15 protein-coding genes are annotated in these 16,092 nt (G+C 32.2%); 13 read left to right on the top strand and 2 right to left on the bottom strand.

Annotated elements, in window-relative coordinates; all coding sequences use genetic code 11:
- Window positions 1–5 precede the first annotated feature (5 nt).
- The 11 genes from cap8F (at window position 6) to cap8P (ending at window position 11,745) form a co-directional block, all read left to right on the top strand.
- Complete coding sequence (cap8F, locus tag HMPREF3247_RS01630) at window positions 6–1,115, top strand: type 8 capsular polysaccharide synthesis protein Cap8F (protein ID WP_001028296.1); 1,110 nt, start codon at window positions 6–8, stop codon at window positions 1,113–1,115.
- A gap of 3 nt (window positions 1,116–1,118) precedes the next feature.
- The gene (gene cap8G / locus HMPREF3247_RS01625) at window positions 1,119–2,243 is read left to right on the top strand and encodes a type 8 capsular polysaccharide synthesis protein Cap8G (RefSeq protein ID WP_000413169.1); all 1,125 of its coding nucleotides are present in this window, start codon (window positions 1,119–1,121) and stop codon (window positions 2,241–2,243) included.
- Between the two features lie 2 nt (window positions 2,244–2,245).
- A complete protein-coding gene (cap8H, locus tag HMPREF3247_RS01620; protein ID WP_001216933.1) occupies window positions 2,246–3,325 on the top strand; it encodes a type 8 capsular polysaccharide synthesis protein Cap8H in 1,080 nt (359 codons plus the stop codon).
- Window positions 3,318–4,712 (top strand): type 8 capsular polysaccharide synthesis protein Cap8I, encoded by a 1,395-nt coding sequence (gene cap8I, locus HMPREF3247_RS01615; protein ID WP_001034061.1) that lies wholly within the window; start codon window positions 3,318–3,320, stop codon window positions 4,710–4,712. Before cap8H ends, cap8I begins: the two co-directional genes overlap by 8 nt.
- Window positions 4,709–5,266 carry a type 8 capsular polysaccharide synthesis protein Cap8J gene (cap8J, locus tag HMPREF3247_RS01610; RefSeq protein ID WP_000636149.1) on the top strand — a complete coding sequence of 186 codons (558 nt, stop codon included), beginning with the start codon at window positions 4,709–4,711 and terminating at the stop codon, window positions 5,264–5,266. The genes cap8I and cap8J overlap by 4 nt, the downstream gene beginning before the upstream one ends.
- Before the next feature lie 8 nt (window positions 5,267–5,274).
- Window positions 5,275–6,513 (top strand): type 8 capsular polysaccharide synthesis protein Cap8K, encoded by a 1,239-nt coding sequence (gene cap8K, locus HMPREF3247_RS01605; RefSeq protein WP_001238807.1) that lies wholly within the window; start codon window positions 5,275–5,277, stop codon window positions 6,511–6,513.
- A gap of 33 nt (window positions 6,514–6,546) precedes the next feature.
- Complete coding sequence (gene cap8L / locus HMPREF3247_RS01600; protein WP_001291023.1) at window positions 6,547–7,752, top strand: type 8 capsular polysaccharide synthesis protein Cap8L; 1,206 nt, start codon at window positions 6,547–6,549, stop codon at window positions 7,750–7,752.
- A gap of 10 nt (window positions 7,753–7,762) precedes the next feature.
- Window positions 7,763–8,320 carry a type 8 capsular polysaccharide synthesis protein Cap8M gene (gene cap8M / locus HMPREF3247_RS01595; protein WP_000825100.1) on the top strand — a complete coding sequence of 186 codons (558 nt, stop codon included), beginning with the start codon at window positions 7,763–7,765 and terminating at the stop codon, window positions 8,318–8,320.
- Complete coding sequence (capN, locus tag HMPREF3247_RS01590) at window positions 8,320–9,207, top strand: capsular polysaccharide type 5/8 biosynthesis epimerase CapN (protein WP_001230672.1); 888 nt, start codon at window positions 8,320–8,322, stop codon at window positions 9,205–9,207. The genes cap8M and capN overlap by 1 nt, the downstream gene beginning before the upstream one ends.
- Window positions 9,208–9,260: 53 nt before the next feature.
- Window positions 9,261–10,523: a type 8 capsular polysaccharide synthesis protein Cap8O gene (gene cap8O / locus HMPREF3247_RS01585; RefSeq protein ID WP_070866171.1), complete on the top strand. Its 1,263-nt coding sequence runs from the start codon at window positions 9,261–9,263 to the stop codon at window positions 10,521–10,523.
- Window positions 10,524–10,599: 76 nt separating this feature from the next.
- Window positions 10,600–11,745: a type 8 capsular polysaccharide synthesis protein Cap8P gene (gene cap8P / locus HMPREF3247_RS01580; protein WP_000723452.1), complete on the top strand. Its 1,146-nt coding sequence runs from the start codon at window positions 10,600–10,602 to the stop codon at window positions 11,743–11,745.
- A gap of 64 nt (window positions 11,746–11,809) precedes the next feature.
- On the opposite strand, the gene isdI is transcribed toward cap8P, so the two are convergent.
- Together isdI and HMPREF3247_RS01570 are read right to left on the bottom strand one after the other, a co-directional pair.
- Entirely contained in the window at window positions 11,810–12,136 is a 327-nt protein-coding gene (gene isdI, locus HMPREF3247_RS01575; RefSeq protein WP_000480601.1) for a staphylobilin-forming heme oxygenase IsdI, read from the bottom strand.
- A gap of 6 nt (window positions 12,137–12,142) precedes the next feature.
- Window positions 12,143–12,526 (bottom strand): YbaN family protein, encoded by a 384-nt coding sequence (locus HMPREF3247_RS01570; RefSeq protein ID WP_001237004.1) that lies wholly within the window; start codon window positions 12,524–12,526, stop codon window positions 12,143–12,145.
- 426 nt (window positions 12,527–12,952) lie between these two features.
- Between HMPREF3247_RS01570 and HMPREF3247_RS01565 the strand changes: the two genes are divergently transcribed.
- Both HMPREF3247_RS01565 and HMPREF3247_RS01560 read left to right on the top strand, forming a co-directional pair.
- Entirely contained in the window at window positions 12,953–14,440 is a 1,488-nt protein-coding gene (locus tag HMPREF3247_RS01565) for an aldehyde dehydrogenase family protein (protein ID WP_000290397.1), read from the top strand.
- 645 nt (window positions 14,441–15,085) lie between these two features.
- Window positions 15,086–16,045, top strand: coding sequence for a cation diffusion facilitator family transporter (locus HMPREF3247_RS01560; protein ID WP_001013481.1), 960 nt, complete (start codon window positions 15,086–15,088; stop codon window positions 16,043–16,045).
- The last annotated feature ends 47 nt before the right edge of the window (window positions 16,046–16,092 follow it).

Here is a 16,092-nt window from a genome sequence, read left to right as displayed (position 1 = left end):
TGACGTTGAATATTGTAATTACAGGAGCAAAAGGTTTTGTAGGAAAAAACTTGAAAGCAGATTTAACATCAACGACAGATCATCATATTTTCGAAGTACATCGACAAACTAAAGAGGAAGAATTAGAGTCAGCATTGTTGAAAGCAGACTTTGTCGTGCATTTAGCGGGTGTTAATCGACCTGAACATGACAAAGAATTCAGCTTAGGAAACGTGAGTTATTTAGATCATGTACTTGATATATTAACTAGAAATACGAAAAAGCCAGCGATATTATTATCGTCTTCAATACAAGCAACACAAGATAATCCTTATGGTGAGAGTAAGTTGCAAGGGGAACAGCTATTAAGAGAGTATGCCGAAGAGTATGGCAATACGGTTTATATTTATCGCTGGCCAAATTTATTCGGCAAGTGGTGTAAGCCGAATTATAACTCAGTGATAGCAACATTTTGTTACAAAATTGGACGTAACGAAGAGATTCAAGTTAATGATCGGAATGTTGAACTGACGCTAAACTACGTGGATGATATCGTCGCTGAAATAAAACGTGCTATTGAAGGAACTCCAACGATTGAAAATGGTGTACCTACAGTACCAAACGTATTTAAAGTGACATTGGGAGAAATTGTAGATTTATTATACAAGTTCAAACAGTCACGTCTCGATCGAACATTGCCGAAATTAGATAACTTGTTTGAAAAAGATTTGTATAGTACGTATTTAAGCTATCTACCTAGTACAGACTTTAGTTATCCCTTACTTATGAATGTGGATGATAGGGGTTCTTTTACAGAATTTATAAAAACACCGGATCGTGGTCAAGTTTCTGTAAATATTTCTAAGCCAGGTATTACTAAAGGTAATCACTGGCATCATACTAAAAACGAAAAATTTCTAGTCGTATCAGGTAAAGGGGTAATTCGTTTTAGACATGTTAATGATGATGAAATCATTGAGTATTACGTTTCTGGCGACAAATTAGAAGTTGTAGACATACCAGTAGGATACACACATAATATTGAAAATTTAGGTGACACAGATATGGTAACTATTATGTGGGTGAATGAAATGTTTGATCCAAATCAGCCAGATACGTATTTCTTGGAGGTATAGCGCATGGAAAAACTAAAATTAATGACAATAGTTGGTACAAGGCCTGAAATCATTCGTTTATCATCAACGATTAAAGCATGTGATCAATATTTTAATCAGATATTAGTACACACTGGTCAAAATTATGATTATACATTGAATCAAATTTTCTTTGATGATTTGGAATTGAGACAACCGGACCACTACTTAGAGGCAGTTGGAAGTAACCTTGGAGAAACGATGGGGAATATTATTGCGAAGACATATGACGTTTTATTACGCGAACAACCAGATGCACTTTTAATTCTTGGTGATACAAATAGTTGTTTAGCAGCAGTATCTGCTAAACGATTAAAGATTCCTGTGTTCCACATGGAAGCGGGTAATAGATGCTTTGATCAGAATGTACCTGAAGAAATCAATCGTAAAATTGTTGACCATGTCAGTGATGTGAATCTACCTTATACGGAACATAGCAGACGTTATTTATTAGATGAAGGCTTCAATAAAGCGAATATCTTTGTGACAGGATCACCGATGACAGAAGTGATAGAAGCGCATCGAGATAAAATTAATCACAGTGACGTTTTAAATAAACTAGGATTAGAACCGCAACAATACATTTTAGTATCTGCGCATAGAGAAGAGAATATCGATAATGAAAAGAATTTTAAATCATTAATGAATGCGATAAATGATATTGCCAAAAAGTATAAAATGCCTGTGATTTATTCAACGCATCCAAGAAGTTGGAAGAAAATTGAAGAAAGTAAATTTGAATTTGATCCATTAGTTAAAAAGTTAAAGCCATTTGGTTTCTTTGATTATAATGCATTGCAAAAAGATGCATTTGTTGTGCTATCAGATAGTGGAACATTGTCAGAAGAGTCGTCTATTTTGAAGTTCCCTGGTGTCCTTATTCGAACTTCCACAGAAAGACCGGAAGTACTAGATAAAGGTACGGTTATTGTAGGTGGTATTACCTATAACAATCTAATCCAATCCGTTGAACTAGCAAGAGAGATGCAAAACAATAACGAACCGATGATTGATGCTATTGATTATAAAGACACTAACGTTTCGACAAAGGTAGTTAAAATTATTCAAAGCTATAAAGATATTATCAATCGAAATACTTGGAGGAAATGACGATGAGGATAGCGATTCTTGGCGCTACTAACATTAAGCATATGTCATTATTATCACATTATTTAAACCACATTGATTTGAATATCAATGAGGTGGACATTATATACACTGACAAATATGATATCGAAGAACATATCCAAGGCATCAATAATTACTATAAATATAAAGTAGATATTAAAGAAGATTGGACATTTATCAAAAAAGCTATTGCTTACTATCGATTTAGGCCATACGCTATGAAAATTCTTAAAGAAAATCGTTATGATTTTGTCATAGTATGGGGAAGTTATACAGGACACTTATTTAAAAGTTTTTTAGAAAAACACTATAAAAATAAATTCATTTTAAATATAAGGGACTACTTTTTTGAAAATAATAAACTTATTAAGTATAGAATGAAAAAAATCGTTGATGCTAGCAGGCTGACAACATTATCTTCAGAAGGTTTTCTTAAATTTTTACCTAAATCTGAAAAATATAGAATTATTTATAGTTATAACATGAGTATTATTAGAGAAAGTAATGTAACCGATGGGTTTAAAAAAAGATGGCCAATTAATATAGGTTTTATTGGTAATGTTAGATTTAATGAGATAAATCAAAAATTGATAAAGGAACTGGCAAATGATTCAAGGTTCCATATGCAATATTTTGGAACAGGGTCGGAAAAATTAGAAGTCTTTGCTCGAGAAAATTTTATTAATAATATTACATTTTCTGGCGGCTTTGACTTGAAAGAAACACCGAAATATTTAAATGAAATTGATATACTTAATAATTTGTTTGGTAATCAAAATATTGCTTTAGATACTGCTTTATCCATAAGAATGTATTATGCGTTGTTTTTAAACAAACCTATTATTACAACAGACGATACATTCACCGCTACAGAAGCTAATAAATTCGGACTGGGTTTTAGTATTAATCCAGAAAATTTAAAAGGTATTGGTGATGAATTGATGGATTGGTATAACAATTTGGATGTAATGGACATTAATCATAAAAGAGAAGCTTATAGAAACGATGTAATTGAAAATAATAAACAGTTCTATCAAGAGATAGGCAGGATATTTAATGAATAAGATATATAATGTCACTTCATATGTTATTGCCATTTTAATGTTGCCTTGCCTTATGTTAGGTGATAAACCTTTATTATTTTTAGCACCTATAAGTTATGGAGTAGGAAAGCTCTTTATAAGCTTCTCGAATAATCCGAATTTTAAATTTTCGAAAATTGTATACGATGTTTTAGGTTTTCTTAGATTAGTATTTATACCTGCTATGATAGTGTTTTTCCAGGATTCAACTATAGATAATTTGCCATTAGGACAAGCTTATTTTAATCAAGCGGTTATTTATATGAGTGTGGAGTTTATCATAGGCTCGCTATTTATATTGATACTATCTAAATTATTCAAACATGAAGTGGTATCAAGAAATAGCTTTACACTTTCTGGATCATCAATTTATTACATTGTGTTTGGTCTTGTTATTTGTGGGATTTTTGTAGCTTTTCCCGAAGTGCGCAAAAACATATCATTTTTAATTATTAAAACAGATGCAATGGGAAGAGGAACCGAAGCAACAAGTGGTTTAAATGTTCTTTTTGTAATGCTATTTCAACTTACCTTAGCGTTATTATTCTTAATAATCGCATATGCTTCATATAAAAAGTATAAAGAGAATCCTAAAATTATTTATGTTGTATTGCCGCTAGCTATAGGAATTTTAAATATTAGTTTAATTGTTGGTGAAAGAAGAAGTTATCAACTTTATACAATGGTTGCTGTTTTAACAGTGGTGTCAATCTTGTTTTCTAAGCATAAAAGACGTATCAATATCATTATTATATTTGTAGGTATTTTCGTATTAGCATTGATGACACTATATAAAGAATTGTATGTGTTTAATTATAGTTCATATAGCGAGGCGTTAAATAGTACAAGTGTAAGTAATCTTAAAATAGTTGACACGTTGCAGTCATATTTTTATGGACCTAGCAATATTGCAGCTTCTATAGACTATTTGAATTACTATAATGGTTCGTTCAAACAATATTTATTTGATAATACCAGAGCTGTTTTTGGGTTTAATTTCTTTTTAGATAAAAAGCAGTTGATTACTAGCCAACTTTTTAACCAATTGATATATGGTAGTAAACAATTGACTGGGCATCTAATTTCGAGTGCTGGATATGGAATTATTTATTTTGGACCCTTATTCTTCTATTTGAATTTAATTGCAAATATCTTTTTTGCATTTCTGAGTGAGTATATTATTCGGAAGAGTCATTCGTTAGAAGTGATATTTATTGGTACATATATTTATATGAGACTTATTACGAGTATTTTTAGTCACCCGACACCATTAATCACATTGATTTCTATGATTTTAGTTGTATATGTTATAGCTATTATCCCAGGCATTATAATAAAAAAATTTACTAAAAAAGTAGGGATAGAATGATTGTAAAAACATTTATGAAATCGAAAATATTTAGATTAATGAATACACCACTATTATTATTTTATAAGAAAGAATATTTAACTGGATATTATTTTGAAAATAAAGTGGCTGGATGGTTATGGGCGTGGAAAGCTGTTCCGTTCAAGTTGTTAGGAATAAATACGAGTTTGCCATTTCCTGCAGATATAACTGTTAGAATGCATAACCCTAATAACATTGTTTTTGATAAAAATGATATTCATATTTTTCAATCGCCCGGGACGTATTTTAATAATTTTTCAGCAGTTATATATATAGGTAGAGGTGTTTATATAGCGCCTAACGTAGGTATTATTACAGCTAATCATAATATTAAAAATTTGAAGTCACATGCACCAGGGGAAGATGTCAAAATAGGGAATTATAGTTGGATTGGAATGAACTCAGTTATATTACCAGGAGTAGAATTGGGGGAACATACAATTGTAGGGGCTGGGTCGGTTGTAACAAAAAGTTTTCCAGAAGGTAACGTTGTTATAGGTGGCAATCCAGCGAAAATCATCAAGAAAATCTGAGGTTAATTATGAGATTAAATAAATTTATTGGCGATTCGTTTTTAATGATTTTAAGCAGTGGCATCGCTCAAGTCATATTAATCATCACTACCCCAATTATTACAAGACTATATTCACCTACAGAATTTGGTGAGTTTACAATTTTTTCAAATATCGCAATGATTTTAATACCAATAATAAATGCAAGATACGATTTGTTGATTGTGAATACCAAAAATGACCGTAGTGCTAATATACTTTCACAAATCAGTTTTTTGATATCATTGCTTATTTTATTAATACTGATACCAATATTTGCGATTAGTGCATGTTTATACCCAAACTTTATATTAGATTTTATTTTCATTATTATTATGTTGTTTTTGGTAAGTTTAACAAACATTTTTACAAATTATCTAAATAAGGAAAGAAAGTATAAAGTGTTAAGTTTGATTAATGTGTTTAGAGCTGGATCAATGGCTTTACTTCAAATCATTTTCGGACTTTTAGCATTAGGAAGTTTAGGATTAATTATTGGTTTTTCATTATCCTATATCGCAGGCATTACACTAGGATATAAAACGTTTAAAAAGCACTTTAATATTGTGAGAGATAAAGAAGAAACTAAAGCATTATTTTTAGAAAATAAAAATCAGTTAGTTTATTCAACACCATCAATATTATTAAATAGTTTGTCTTTCTCGGTTGTTGTGTTCTTTATAGGTATTTTGTATACCAATACAGAAGTGGGTATTTATGGTATGGCCATAAGAGTACTAGGCATACCAGTGACAATTATTTCATTAGGGTTATCAAAAATATTTATGCAACAAGCCAATGACTATTATATTGAACATGGTAACTTCCGAAATTTATTACTTAAATTTAGTTCCATACTGGTTATAGTTTCTATAATTCTTTATGTGCCACTTTATTTGTTCAGTGAAGAATTAGTCAATATATTATTAGGACATAGCTGGGTTGACGCAATTACAGTTATAAAAATTGTTATCCCATTATTTGTTATAAGGCTGATTGTATCAACGGTATCACTTTCTGTGATTGTATTACAAAAACAACAGTTAGAATTAATACTACAAGCGTTATTTTTAATAGGTACTACTGCAACATTTGTTATATCAAAAATGCTTAATTTAACTTTTTTAAACTTTGTATCTATTAATACAATTGTTTTAATCGTATCGTACATGATATTTTTCATAGCACTCTATTATTTTGCTAAAAATAAACAGTTCAAAAATTCTTAGTCTAAATTCATTAATAAAAAGGACGTCGATTAGATGAGTGAAAAAAAGATTTTGATTTTATGTCAGTATTTTTATCCGGAATATGTATCTTCTGCGACGTTACCAACTCAATTGGCGGAAGATTTAATTGCGAATCACATTAATGTCGATGTCATGTGTGGATGGCCATATGAATATAGTAATCATAAACAGGTTTCTAAAACCGAGATGCATCGTGGTATTCGCATTCGACGTCTCAAGTATTCGAGGTTTAATAACAAAAGTAAGGTTGGAAGGATCATCAATTTCTTTAGTTTATTTTCAAAATTCGTGATTAATATACCTAAAATGTTGAAATATGATCAGATTCTTGTTTACTCTAATCCACCAATCTTGCCATTAATACCAGACGTTTTACACAGACTGCTTAAGAAAAAATATTCTTTTGTGGTGTATGATATAGCACCTGATAATGCGATTAAGACAGGTGCAACTCGTCCAGGTAGCATGATTGATAAGCTGATGCGTTACATTAATAGACATGTCTACAAGAATGCTGAAAATGTCATTGTCCTTGGTACGGAAATGAAAAACTACTTACTAAATCATCAAATTTCTAAAAATGCTGACAATATCCATGTGATTCCTAACTGGTATGACATGCGTCAATTACAAGACAATCGTATCTATAATGACACATTTAAAGCTTACCGTGAGCAATACGACAAAATTTTATTGTATAGCGGTAATATGGGGCAGTTACAGGATATGGAGACACTTATCTCATTTTTAAAATTAAATAAGGATCAGTCTCAAACGTTAACAATACTTTGTGGTCATGGTAAGAAATTTGCAGATGTCAAAACGGCAATAGAAGACCATCGTATTGAAAATGTTAAAATGTTTGAGTTTTTAACAGGTACAGACTATGCTGACGTATTAAAAATTGCGGATGTATGTATTGCATCGCTGATTAAAGAAGGCGTCGGTTTAGGCGTGCCGAGCAAGAATTATGGCTATCTTGCAGCTAAGAAAGCGTTGGTACTCGTCATGGATAAGCAATCTGATATCGTTCAACATGTTGAACAATATGATGCGGGTATCCAAATTGATAATGGCGATGCACATGCCATTTATAACTTCATCAACACTCACTCGAGTAAGGAATTGCACGAGATGGGTGAGCGCGCACATCAACTGTTTAAAGATAAATATACGAGAGAAATTAATACTATGAAGTATTACAATCTGTTGAAGTGAGGAGATAATTATGAAGCGATTATTCGATGTAGTGAGTTCAATATATGGTTTAGTAGTTTTAAGTCCGATTCTGTTAATTACAGCATTACTAATTAAAATGGAATCACCTGGACCAGCCATTTTCAAACAAAAAAGACCGACGATTAATAATGAATTGTTTAATATTTATAAGTTTAGATCAATGAAAATAGACACACCTAATGTTGCAACTGATTTAATGGATTCAACATCGTATATAACAAAGACAGGGAAGGTCATTCGTAAGACCTCTATTGATGAATTGCCACAATTATTGAATGTTTTAAAAGGAGAAATGTCAATTGTAGGTCCTAGACCAGCGCTTTATAATCAATACGAATTAATCGAAAAACGTACAAAAGCGAACGTGCATACGATTAGACCAGGTGTGACAGGACTAGCTCAAGTGATGGGGAGAGATGATATCACTGATAATCAAAAAGTAGCGTATGATCATTATTACTTAACACATCAATCTATGATGCTTGATATGTATATCATATATAAAACAATTAAAAATATCGTTACTTCAGAAGGTGTGCATCACTAATGAGAAAAAATATTTTAATTACAGGCGTACATGGATATATCGGTAATGCTTTAAAAGATAAGCTTATTGAACAAGGACATCAAGTAGATCAAATTAATGTTAGGAATCAATTATGGAAGTCGACCTCGTTCAAAGATTATGATGTTTTAATTCATACAGCAGCTTTGGTTCACAACAATTCACCTCAAGCAAGGCTATCTGATTATATGCAAGTGAATATGTTGCTGACGAAACAATTGGCACAAAAGGCTAAAGCTGAAGACGTTAAACAATTTATTTTTATGAGTACTATGGCAGTTTATGGAAAAGAAGGTCAGGTTGGTAAATCAGATCAAATTGATACACAAACACCAATGAACCCTACGACCAACTATGGTATTTCCAAAAAGTTCGCTGAACAAGCATTACAAGAGTTGATTAGTGATTCGTTTAAAGTAGCAATTGTGAGACCACCAATGATTTATGGTGCACATTGCCCAGGAAATTTCCAACGGTTAATGCAATTGTCAAAGCGACTGCCAATCATTCCCAATATTAACAATCAGCGCAGTGCATTATATATTAAACATCTGACAGCATTTATTGATCAATTAATATTATTAGAAGTGACAGGCGTGTATCATCCTCAAGATAGTTTTTACTTTGATACATCGTCAGTAATGTATGAAATACGTCGCCAATCACATCGTAAAACGGTATTGATCAACATGCCTTCAGTGTTAAATAAGTATTTTAATAAGTTGTCGGTCTTTAGAAAATTATTTGGCAATTTAATATACAGCAATACGTTATATGATAATAATAATGCACTTGAAGTTATTCCTGGAAAAATGTCACTTGTTATTGCGGACATCATGGATGAAACGACAACCAAAGATAAGGCATAAGTCATCTATTAAATAAAATCAACATACAAATCGTTTTATTTGGAGGTTATAGTATGAAGTTAACAGTAGTTGGCTTAGGTTATATTGGTTTACCAACATCAATTATGTTTGCAAAACATGGCGTCGATGTGCTTGGTGTTGATATTAATCAGCAAACGATTGATAAGTTACAAAGTGGTCAAATTAGTATTGAAGAACCTGGATTACAAGAGGTTTATGAAGAGGTACTGTCATCGGGAAAATTGAAGGTATCTACAACGCCAGAAGCATCTGATGTTTTTATCATTGCCGTTCCGACGCCGAATAATGATGATCAGTACCGGTCATGTGACATTTCGCTAGTTATGCGTGCATTAGATAGTATTTTATCATTTTTAGAAAAAGGAAATACTATTATTGTAGAGTCGACAATTGCGCCTAAAACGATGGATGATTTTGTAAAACCAGTCATCGAAAATTTAGGATTTACAATAGGTAAAGATATTTATTTAGTGCATTGTCCAGAACGTGTACTGCCAGGAAAAATTTTAGAAGAATTAGTTCATAACAATCGTATCATTGGCGGTGTGACTAAAGCTTGTATTGAAGCGGGTAAATGTGTCTATCGCACATTCGTTCAGGGAGAAATGATTGAAACAGATGCACGTACTGCTGAAATGAGTAAGCTAATGGAAAACACATATAGAGACGTGAACATTGCTTTAGCTAATGAATTAACAAAAATTTGCAACAACTTAAATATTAATGTATTAGATGTGATTGAAATGGCAAACAAACATCCGCGTGTTAATATCCATCAACCTGGTCCAGGTGTAGGCGGTCATTGTTTAGCTGTTGATCCGTACTTTATTATTGCTAAAGACCCTGAAAATGCAAAGTTAATTCAAACTGGACGTGAAATTAATAATTCAATGCCGGCCTATGTTGTTGATACAACGAAGCAAATCATCAAAGCGTTGAGCGGGAATAAAGTCACAGTCTTTGGTTTAACTTATAAAGGTGATGTTGATGATATAAGAGAATCGCCAGCATTTGATATTTATGAGCTATTAAATCAAGAACCAGACATAGAAGTATGTGCTTATGATCCACATGTTGAATTAGATTTTGTGGAACATGATATGTCACATGCTGTCAAAGACGCATCGCTAGTATTGATTTTAAGTGACCACTCAGAATTTAAAAATTTATCGGACAGTCATTTTGATAAAATGAAGCATAAAGTGATTTTTGATACAAAAAATGTTGTGAAATCATCATTTGAAGATGTATCGTATTATAATTATGGCAATATATTTAATTTTATCGACAAATAAAATGTGTCAAACTAGGGCATACATGATTAAGGAAAGATAAGCTGTCATGTGTTTGAACTTCAGAGAGGATAATGTTATGAAAAAAATTATGGTTATTTTCGGTACGAGACCCGAAGCAATAAAAATGGCACCATTAGTAAAAGAAATTGATCATAATGGGAACTTTGAAGCGAACATTGTGATTACAGCACAACATAGAGATATGTTAGATAGTGTGTTAAGTATATTTGATATTCAAGCTGATCATGATTTAAATATTATGCAAGATCAACAAACGTTAGCGGGCCTTACGGCGAATGCGCTTGCTAAACTTGATAGCATCATTAATGAGGAACAACCGGATATGATTTTAGTACATGGTGATACTACAACGACTTTTGTAGGAAGTTTGGCAGCATTTTATCATCAAATTCCGGTCGGACATGTAGAAGCTGGACTTCGAACACATCAGAAATACTCACCATTTCCTGAAGAGTTAAATCGAGTCATGGTAAGTAATATTGCTGAATTGAATTTTGCGCCAACAGTAATTGCAGCTAAAAATTTACTTTTTGAAAACAAAGACAAAGAGCGTATCTTTATTACTGGAAATACAGTTATTGACGCATTGTCAACAACAGTTCAAAATGATTTTGTTTCAACGATTATTAATAAACATAAAGGCAAGAAAGTTATTTTACTAACAGCGCATCGTCGTGAAAATATTGGGGAACCGATGCATCAGATTTTTAAAGCAGTAAGAGATTTGGCAGATGAATATAAAGATGTTGTCTTCATTTATCCAATGCATCGTAATCCAAAGGTAAGAGCGATTGCCGAAAAATATTTATCTGGGAGAAATCGGATTGAATTAATTGAGCCATTAGATGCGATTGAGTTCCATAATTTTACAAATCAATCGTACCTCGTGCTGACAGATTCTGGTGGTATTCAAGAGGAGGCTCCTACATTTGGAAAACCTGTGTTGGTATTAAGGAATCATACAGAGCGTCCCGAAGGCGTTGAGGCGGGAACATCGAGAGTAATTGGCACAGATTATGACAATATTGTTCGAAATGTGAAACAATTGATTGAGGATGATGAAGCGTATCAACGTATGAGTCAAGCGAATAATCCATATGGTGATGGACAAGCATCACGACGTATTTGTGAAGCAATAGAATATTATTTTGGATTGCGCACAGACAAGCCGGATGAATTCGTACCTTTACGTCACAAATAATAAAAAACCCCTAATCATGAAGTTGGTTTAGACAACCAGCGGTGACTAGGGGTTTTTAATATATTTATTTTTGATAGTGGTAGCCAATATCATATTTGAATACTTTATTTGATAATATTGGACTTTGCTGTCCATCGTCATCACTTTTTAAACGTACATTTTTATGAGCTTCTTTAAATATATCGGAATTCAACCAATTATTAAAGCTATCTTCAGATTCCCAAATAGTTAAGATTTTAACTTCGTCTGTATCCTCGGTATTTAATGTTTTAGTGACAAACATTTGTTGGAAGCCTTCAATAGTTTCAATACCTTGTCTATTGTAAAAACGTTCAATCGTTTCTTCCGCACTGCCTTTTTGTAATTGTAATCTATTTTCTGCCATAAACATGGGCAATCACTCCTCTATTTTATGATTTGATTTGGGTAATGTTTTTACAAATGTAAAGAGTACAGCGGTTTGTATGATAACCATTATGATTAATCCTACACGGACTGCAAGAACATCCACCATATAAATTGAAAAACCTATTACAATGTACAAGCTAATTAAAATTTTAATTTTCTGTTGTAGCGTGTAGCCTCGATGTAAATAAAAGTTTTCTACATATTCTTTATAAATTTTTTGATTAATAAGCCAATTGTAAAAGCGATCTGAACTTCGAGCAAAACAAAAAACTGCTACGAGTAAAAAAGGGGTCGTTGGCAGTAAAGGTAATACGGCACCTGCAATACCAAGCGCTGTAAATATTAAGCCAATGACGATTAAAATAAGTCGCATTGAAAAAACTCCATTCTAGTACTAATGCGCATGTAATATTGTTTTAGTAATATAACTCATGCTAAATATAATGTGTATGATAAGTGCAATGACTCAGTAAAATGAAACGTTGTTGAATTATTCTTGTCCCATTAACGCATTTTAAGCGCGACTTTCATAACAACCAAACTATTTAATGAGAATTATTCTCAAGTATTATAGTTATATTATGTGTTTTATTTTTGAAAAGTGCAATATGTTTTCGAAAATAAGATTATTTTTATGTGCAAAAACGACGCAAAAGTTTTAAAAATGAGACTTCTGTGAGCTGATTATTTTATAAAATGTAAACGCTTACTATATAATGTGAATCATATCGTTTAAAAGCATTATTAAATATGATGCTAAGAGATTTATATTATAGCCAATAAACAAAGGAGAGATAATATGGCAGTAAACGTTCGAGATTATATAGCAGAGAATTATGGTTTATTTATCAATGGGGAATTTGTTAAAGGTAGCAGTGACGAAACAATCGAAGTGACTAATCCAGCAACTGGAGAAACACTATCACATATTACAAGAGCAAAAGATAAAGATGTCGATCATGCAGTCAAAGTGGCGCAAGAGGCATTTGAATCATGGTCATTAACTTCTAAATCAGAACGTGCACAAATGTTGCGTGATATTGGTGATAAATTAATGGCACAAAAAGATAAAATTGCAATGATTGAAACATTAAATAATGGTAAACCGATTCGTGAGACAACAGCAATTGATATTCCATTTGCTGCAAGACATTTCCATTATTTCGCAAGTGTTATTGAAACAGAAGAAGGTACAGTAAATGATATCGATAAAGACACAATGAGTATCGTACGACATGAGCCGATTGGCGTCGTAGGTGCTGTTGTTGCTTGGAACTTCCCAATGCTATTAGCTGCATGGAAGATTGCGCCAGCCATTGCTGCAGGTAATACAATTGTGATTCAACCTTCGTCTTCAACACCATTAAGTTTATTGGAAGTTGCTAAAATTTTCCAAGAGGTATTACCTAAAGGTGTTGTCAATATACTAACGGGTAAAGGTTCAGAATCAGGTAATGCAATTTTCAATCATGATGGTGTAGATAAATTATCATTTACGGGCTCAACTGATGTAGGTTATCAAGTTGCCGAAGCTGCAGCAAAACATCTAGTACCCGCTACATTAGAGCTTGGTGGTAAAAGCGCCAATATCATATTAGATGATGCTAATTTAGACCTTGCAGTTGAAGGTATTCAGTTAGGTATTTTATTCAACCAAGGTGAAGTATGTAGTGCAGGTTCTCGATTATTAGTTCATGAAAAAATTTATGATCAATTGGTGCCACGTTTACAAGAGGCATTTTCAAATATTAAAGTTGGAGATCCACAAGATGAAGCTACACAAATGGGTAGTCAAACTGGTAAGGATCAATTAGATAAAATTCAATCATATATTGATGCAGCAAAAGAATCAGATGCACAAATTTTAGCAGGCGGTCATCGCTTAACTGAAAATGGATTAGATAAAGGGTTCTTCTTTGAGCCGACATTAATTGCTGTGCCAGACAATCATCACAAATTAGCACAAGAAGAAATATTTGGACCAGTGTTAACAGTGATTAAAGTGAAGGACGATCAAGAAGCAATTGATATAGCTAATGATTCTGAGTATGGTTTAGCAGGCGGTGTATTTTCTCAAAATATCACACGTGCATTAAATATTGCTAAAGCTGTACGTACAGGACGTATTTGGATTAACACTTACAACCAAGTACCAGAAGGCGCACCATTTGGTGGTTATAAAAAATCAGGTATCGGTCGAGAAACTTATAAAGGTGCGTTAAGTAACTATCAACAAGTTAAAAATATTTATATTGATACAAGCAATGCTTTAAAAGGTTTGTACTAGAATAAATATCGTTTCTGAAGCGTGTTTGTAGGCAGTCTAGCGGTAAGTCTTAGCATGTTTACGGAGTTGTTTAGATTTTAAGCGAAACAAAATATATAGGAACACGTATCATGATATTAGGATATAATGACTAAAATAATAGCAGTAGGATGGTTTTTAATTGCAAATCATCTTACTGCTGTTTTTAATTATGCTAATTTGCGATGCAGCTATTATAAGGACAGAGTTGTTTATTAATTATGGTGATTTAGAAATATGAAGTTCAATATGCAAAGTCATCGTTTGTTTTAATATGTGGAACAATCATTAAAGTTATTGTGATTTTTTGAACTTAATGAAACTAAACAATAAATTTGAGATACTTTTTTGTCATTTTTATGTAACTAACACAATAATCTCGTACATTATTAAAATTTTCTATATGATAGGGATAAAGTAAAGAGCGAGTGTGCTGTAAAAGTTTTTCCAAGGTGATATTACATAAAGGTATAAAGGGTAAAGATTAATGAGTTGTCATGTGAAGAACGATGGTGTATAAATTATGGTTAATTACGGAAGCATTAATATTAATCTGAGAAGCTATAAAGAATTATTTTTAAAAGCGACAATATTAAATACGACGCATTTATTTAGGAGTGGCAAACTATAAATGGGAAAAAGGCAAATACGATAAACAGATACAAATATTTTCATCATGTCAATCATCAAAAAATTCAACAAAGTTCTAAAAAGACGCTGTGGGCATCACTAATCATCACATTGTTATTTACAGTGATTGAATTTGTCGGAGGTTTAGTATCTAATTCATTGGCATTACTGTCAGATTCATTTCATATGCTTAGTGATGTATTAGCACTTGGTTTATCTATGTTGGCCATTTATTTTGCAAGTAAAAAGCCGACTGCACGATACACATTTGGATATTTAAGATTTGAGATATTAGCTGCATTTTTAAATGGTTTAGCATTAATTGTAATTTCAATCTGGATTTTATATGAAGCTATTGTACGTATTATTTATCCGCAACCAATTGAAAGTGGCATTATGTTTATGATTGCTAGTATTGGTTTACTCGTTAATATTATTTTGACAATTATCCTTGTAAGGTCTTTAAAACAAGAAGACAATATCAATATTCAAAGTGCATTATGGCATTTCATGGGAGACTTATTGAACTCTATTGGTGTCATCGTTGCAGTTGTATTGATTTACTTTACAGGATGGCGCATCATCGACCCAATCATTAGTATTGTAATTTCACTCATCATTTTACGTGGTGGTTATAAAATTACGCGTAATGCGTGGTTAATTTTAATGGAAAGTGTGCCTCAACATTTGGATACTGATCAAATTATGGCAGATATTAAAAACATAGATGGCATATTAGATGTACATGAATTTCATTTGTGGAGTATTACAACAGAGCATTATTCATTAAGTGCCCATGTTGTGTTAGATAAAAAATATGAGGGTGATGATTATCAAGCGATTGATCAAGTATCATCATTGTTGAAAGAAAAATATGGCATTGCACATTCAACGTTGCAAATTGAAAACTTGCAATTGAATCCATTAGATGAGCCATACTTCGACAAATTAACATAAATAAAACATTGTACAGGCTGGGACATAAATCAATGTTCTATGCTCTA

Source organism: Staphylococcus sp. HMSC36A10, assembly GCF_001838845.1.
Lineage (GTDB): Bacteria > Bacillota > Bacilli > Staphylococcales > Staphylococcaceae > Staphylococcus > Staphylococcus aureus.
This window is presented reverse-complemented; position numbering and strand designations above follow the sequence as displayed.

Excerpts from the sequence above, each read along its gene's own strand:
- cap8G (WP_000413169.1), top strand. The coding sequence starts at position 1,119 with ATGGAAAAACTAAAATTAATGACAATAGTTGGTACAAGGCCTGAAATC.
- cap8L (WP_001291023.1), top strand. The coding sequence starts at position 6,547 with ATGAGTGAAAAAAAGATTTTGATTTTATGTCAGTATTTTTATCCGGAA.
- cap8J (WP_000636149.1), top strand. The coding sequence starts at position 4,709 with ATGATTGTAAAAACATTTATGAAATCGAAAATATTTAGATTAATGAAT.
- HMPREF3247_RS01565 (WP_000290397.1), top strand. The coding sequence starts at position 12,953 with ATGGCAGTAAACGTTCGAGATTATATAGCAGAGAATTATGGTTTATTT.
- cap8K (WP_001238807.1), top strand. The coding sequence starts at position 5,275 with ATGAGATTAAATAAATTTATTGGCGATTCGTTTTTAATGATTTTAAGC.
- capN (WP_001230672.1), top strand. The coding sequence starts at position 8,320 with ATGAGAAAAAATATTTTAATTACAGGCGTACATGGATATATCGGTAAT.
- cap8O (WP_070866171.1), top strand. The coding sequence starts at position 9,261 with ATGAAGTTAACAGTAGTTGGCTTAGGTTATATTGGTTTACCAACATCA.
- cap8I (WP_001034061.1), top strand. The coding sequence starts at position 3,318 with ATGAATAAGATATATAATGTCACTTCATATGTTATTGCCATTTTAATG.
- isdI (WP_000480601.1), bottom strand. The coding sequence starts at position 12,136 with ATGTTTATGGCAGAAAATAGATTACAATTACAAAAAGGCAGTGCGGAA.
- cap8M (WP_000825100.1), top strand. The coding sequence starts at position 7,763 with ATGAAGCGATTATTCGATGTAGTGAGTTCAATATATGGTTTAGTAGTT.
- HMPREF3247_RS01570 (WP_001237004.1), bottom strand. The coding sequence starts at position 12,526 with ATGCGACTTATTTTAATCGTCATTGGCTTAATATTTACAGCGCTTGGT.
- cap8H (WP_001216933.1), top strand. The coding sequence starts at position 2,246 with ATGAGGATAGCGATTCTTGGCGCTACTAACATTAAGCATATGTCATTA.
- cap8P (WP_000723452.1), top strand. The coding sequence starts at position 10,600 with ATGAAAAAAATTATGGTTATTTTCGGTACGAGACCCGAAGCAATAAAA.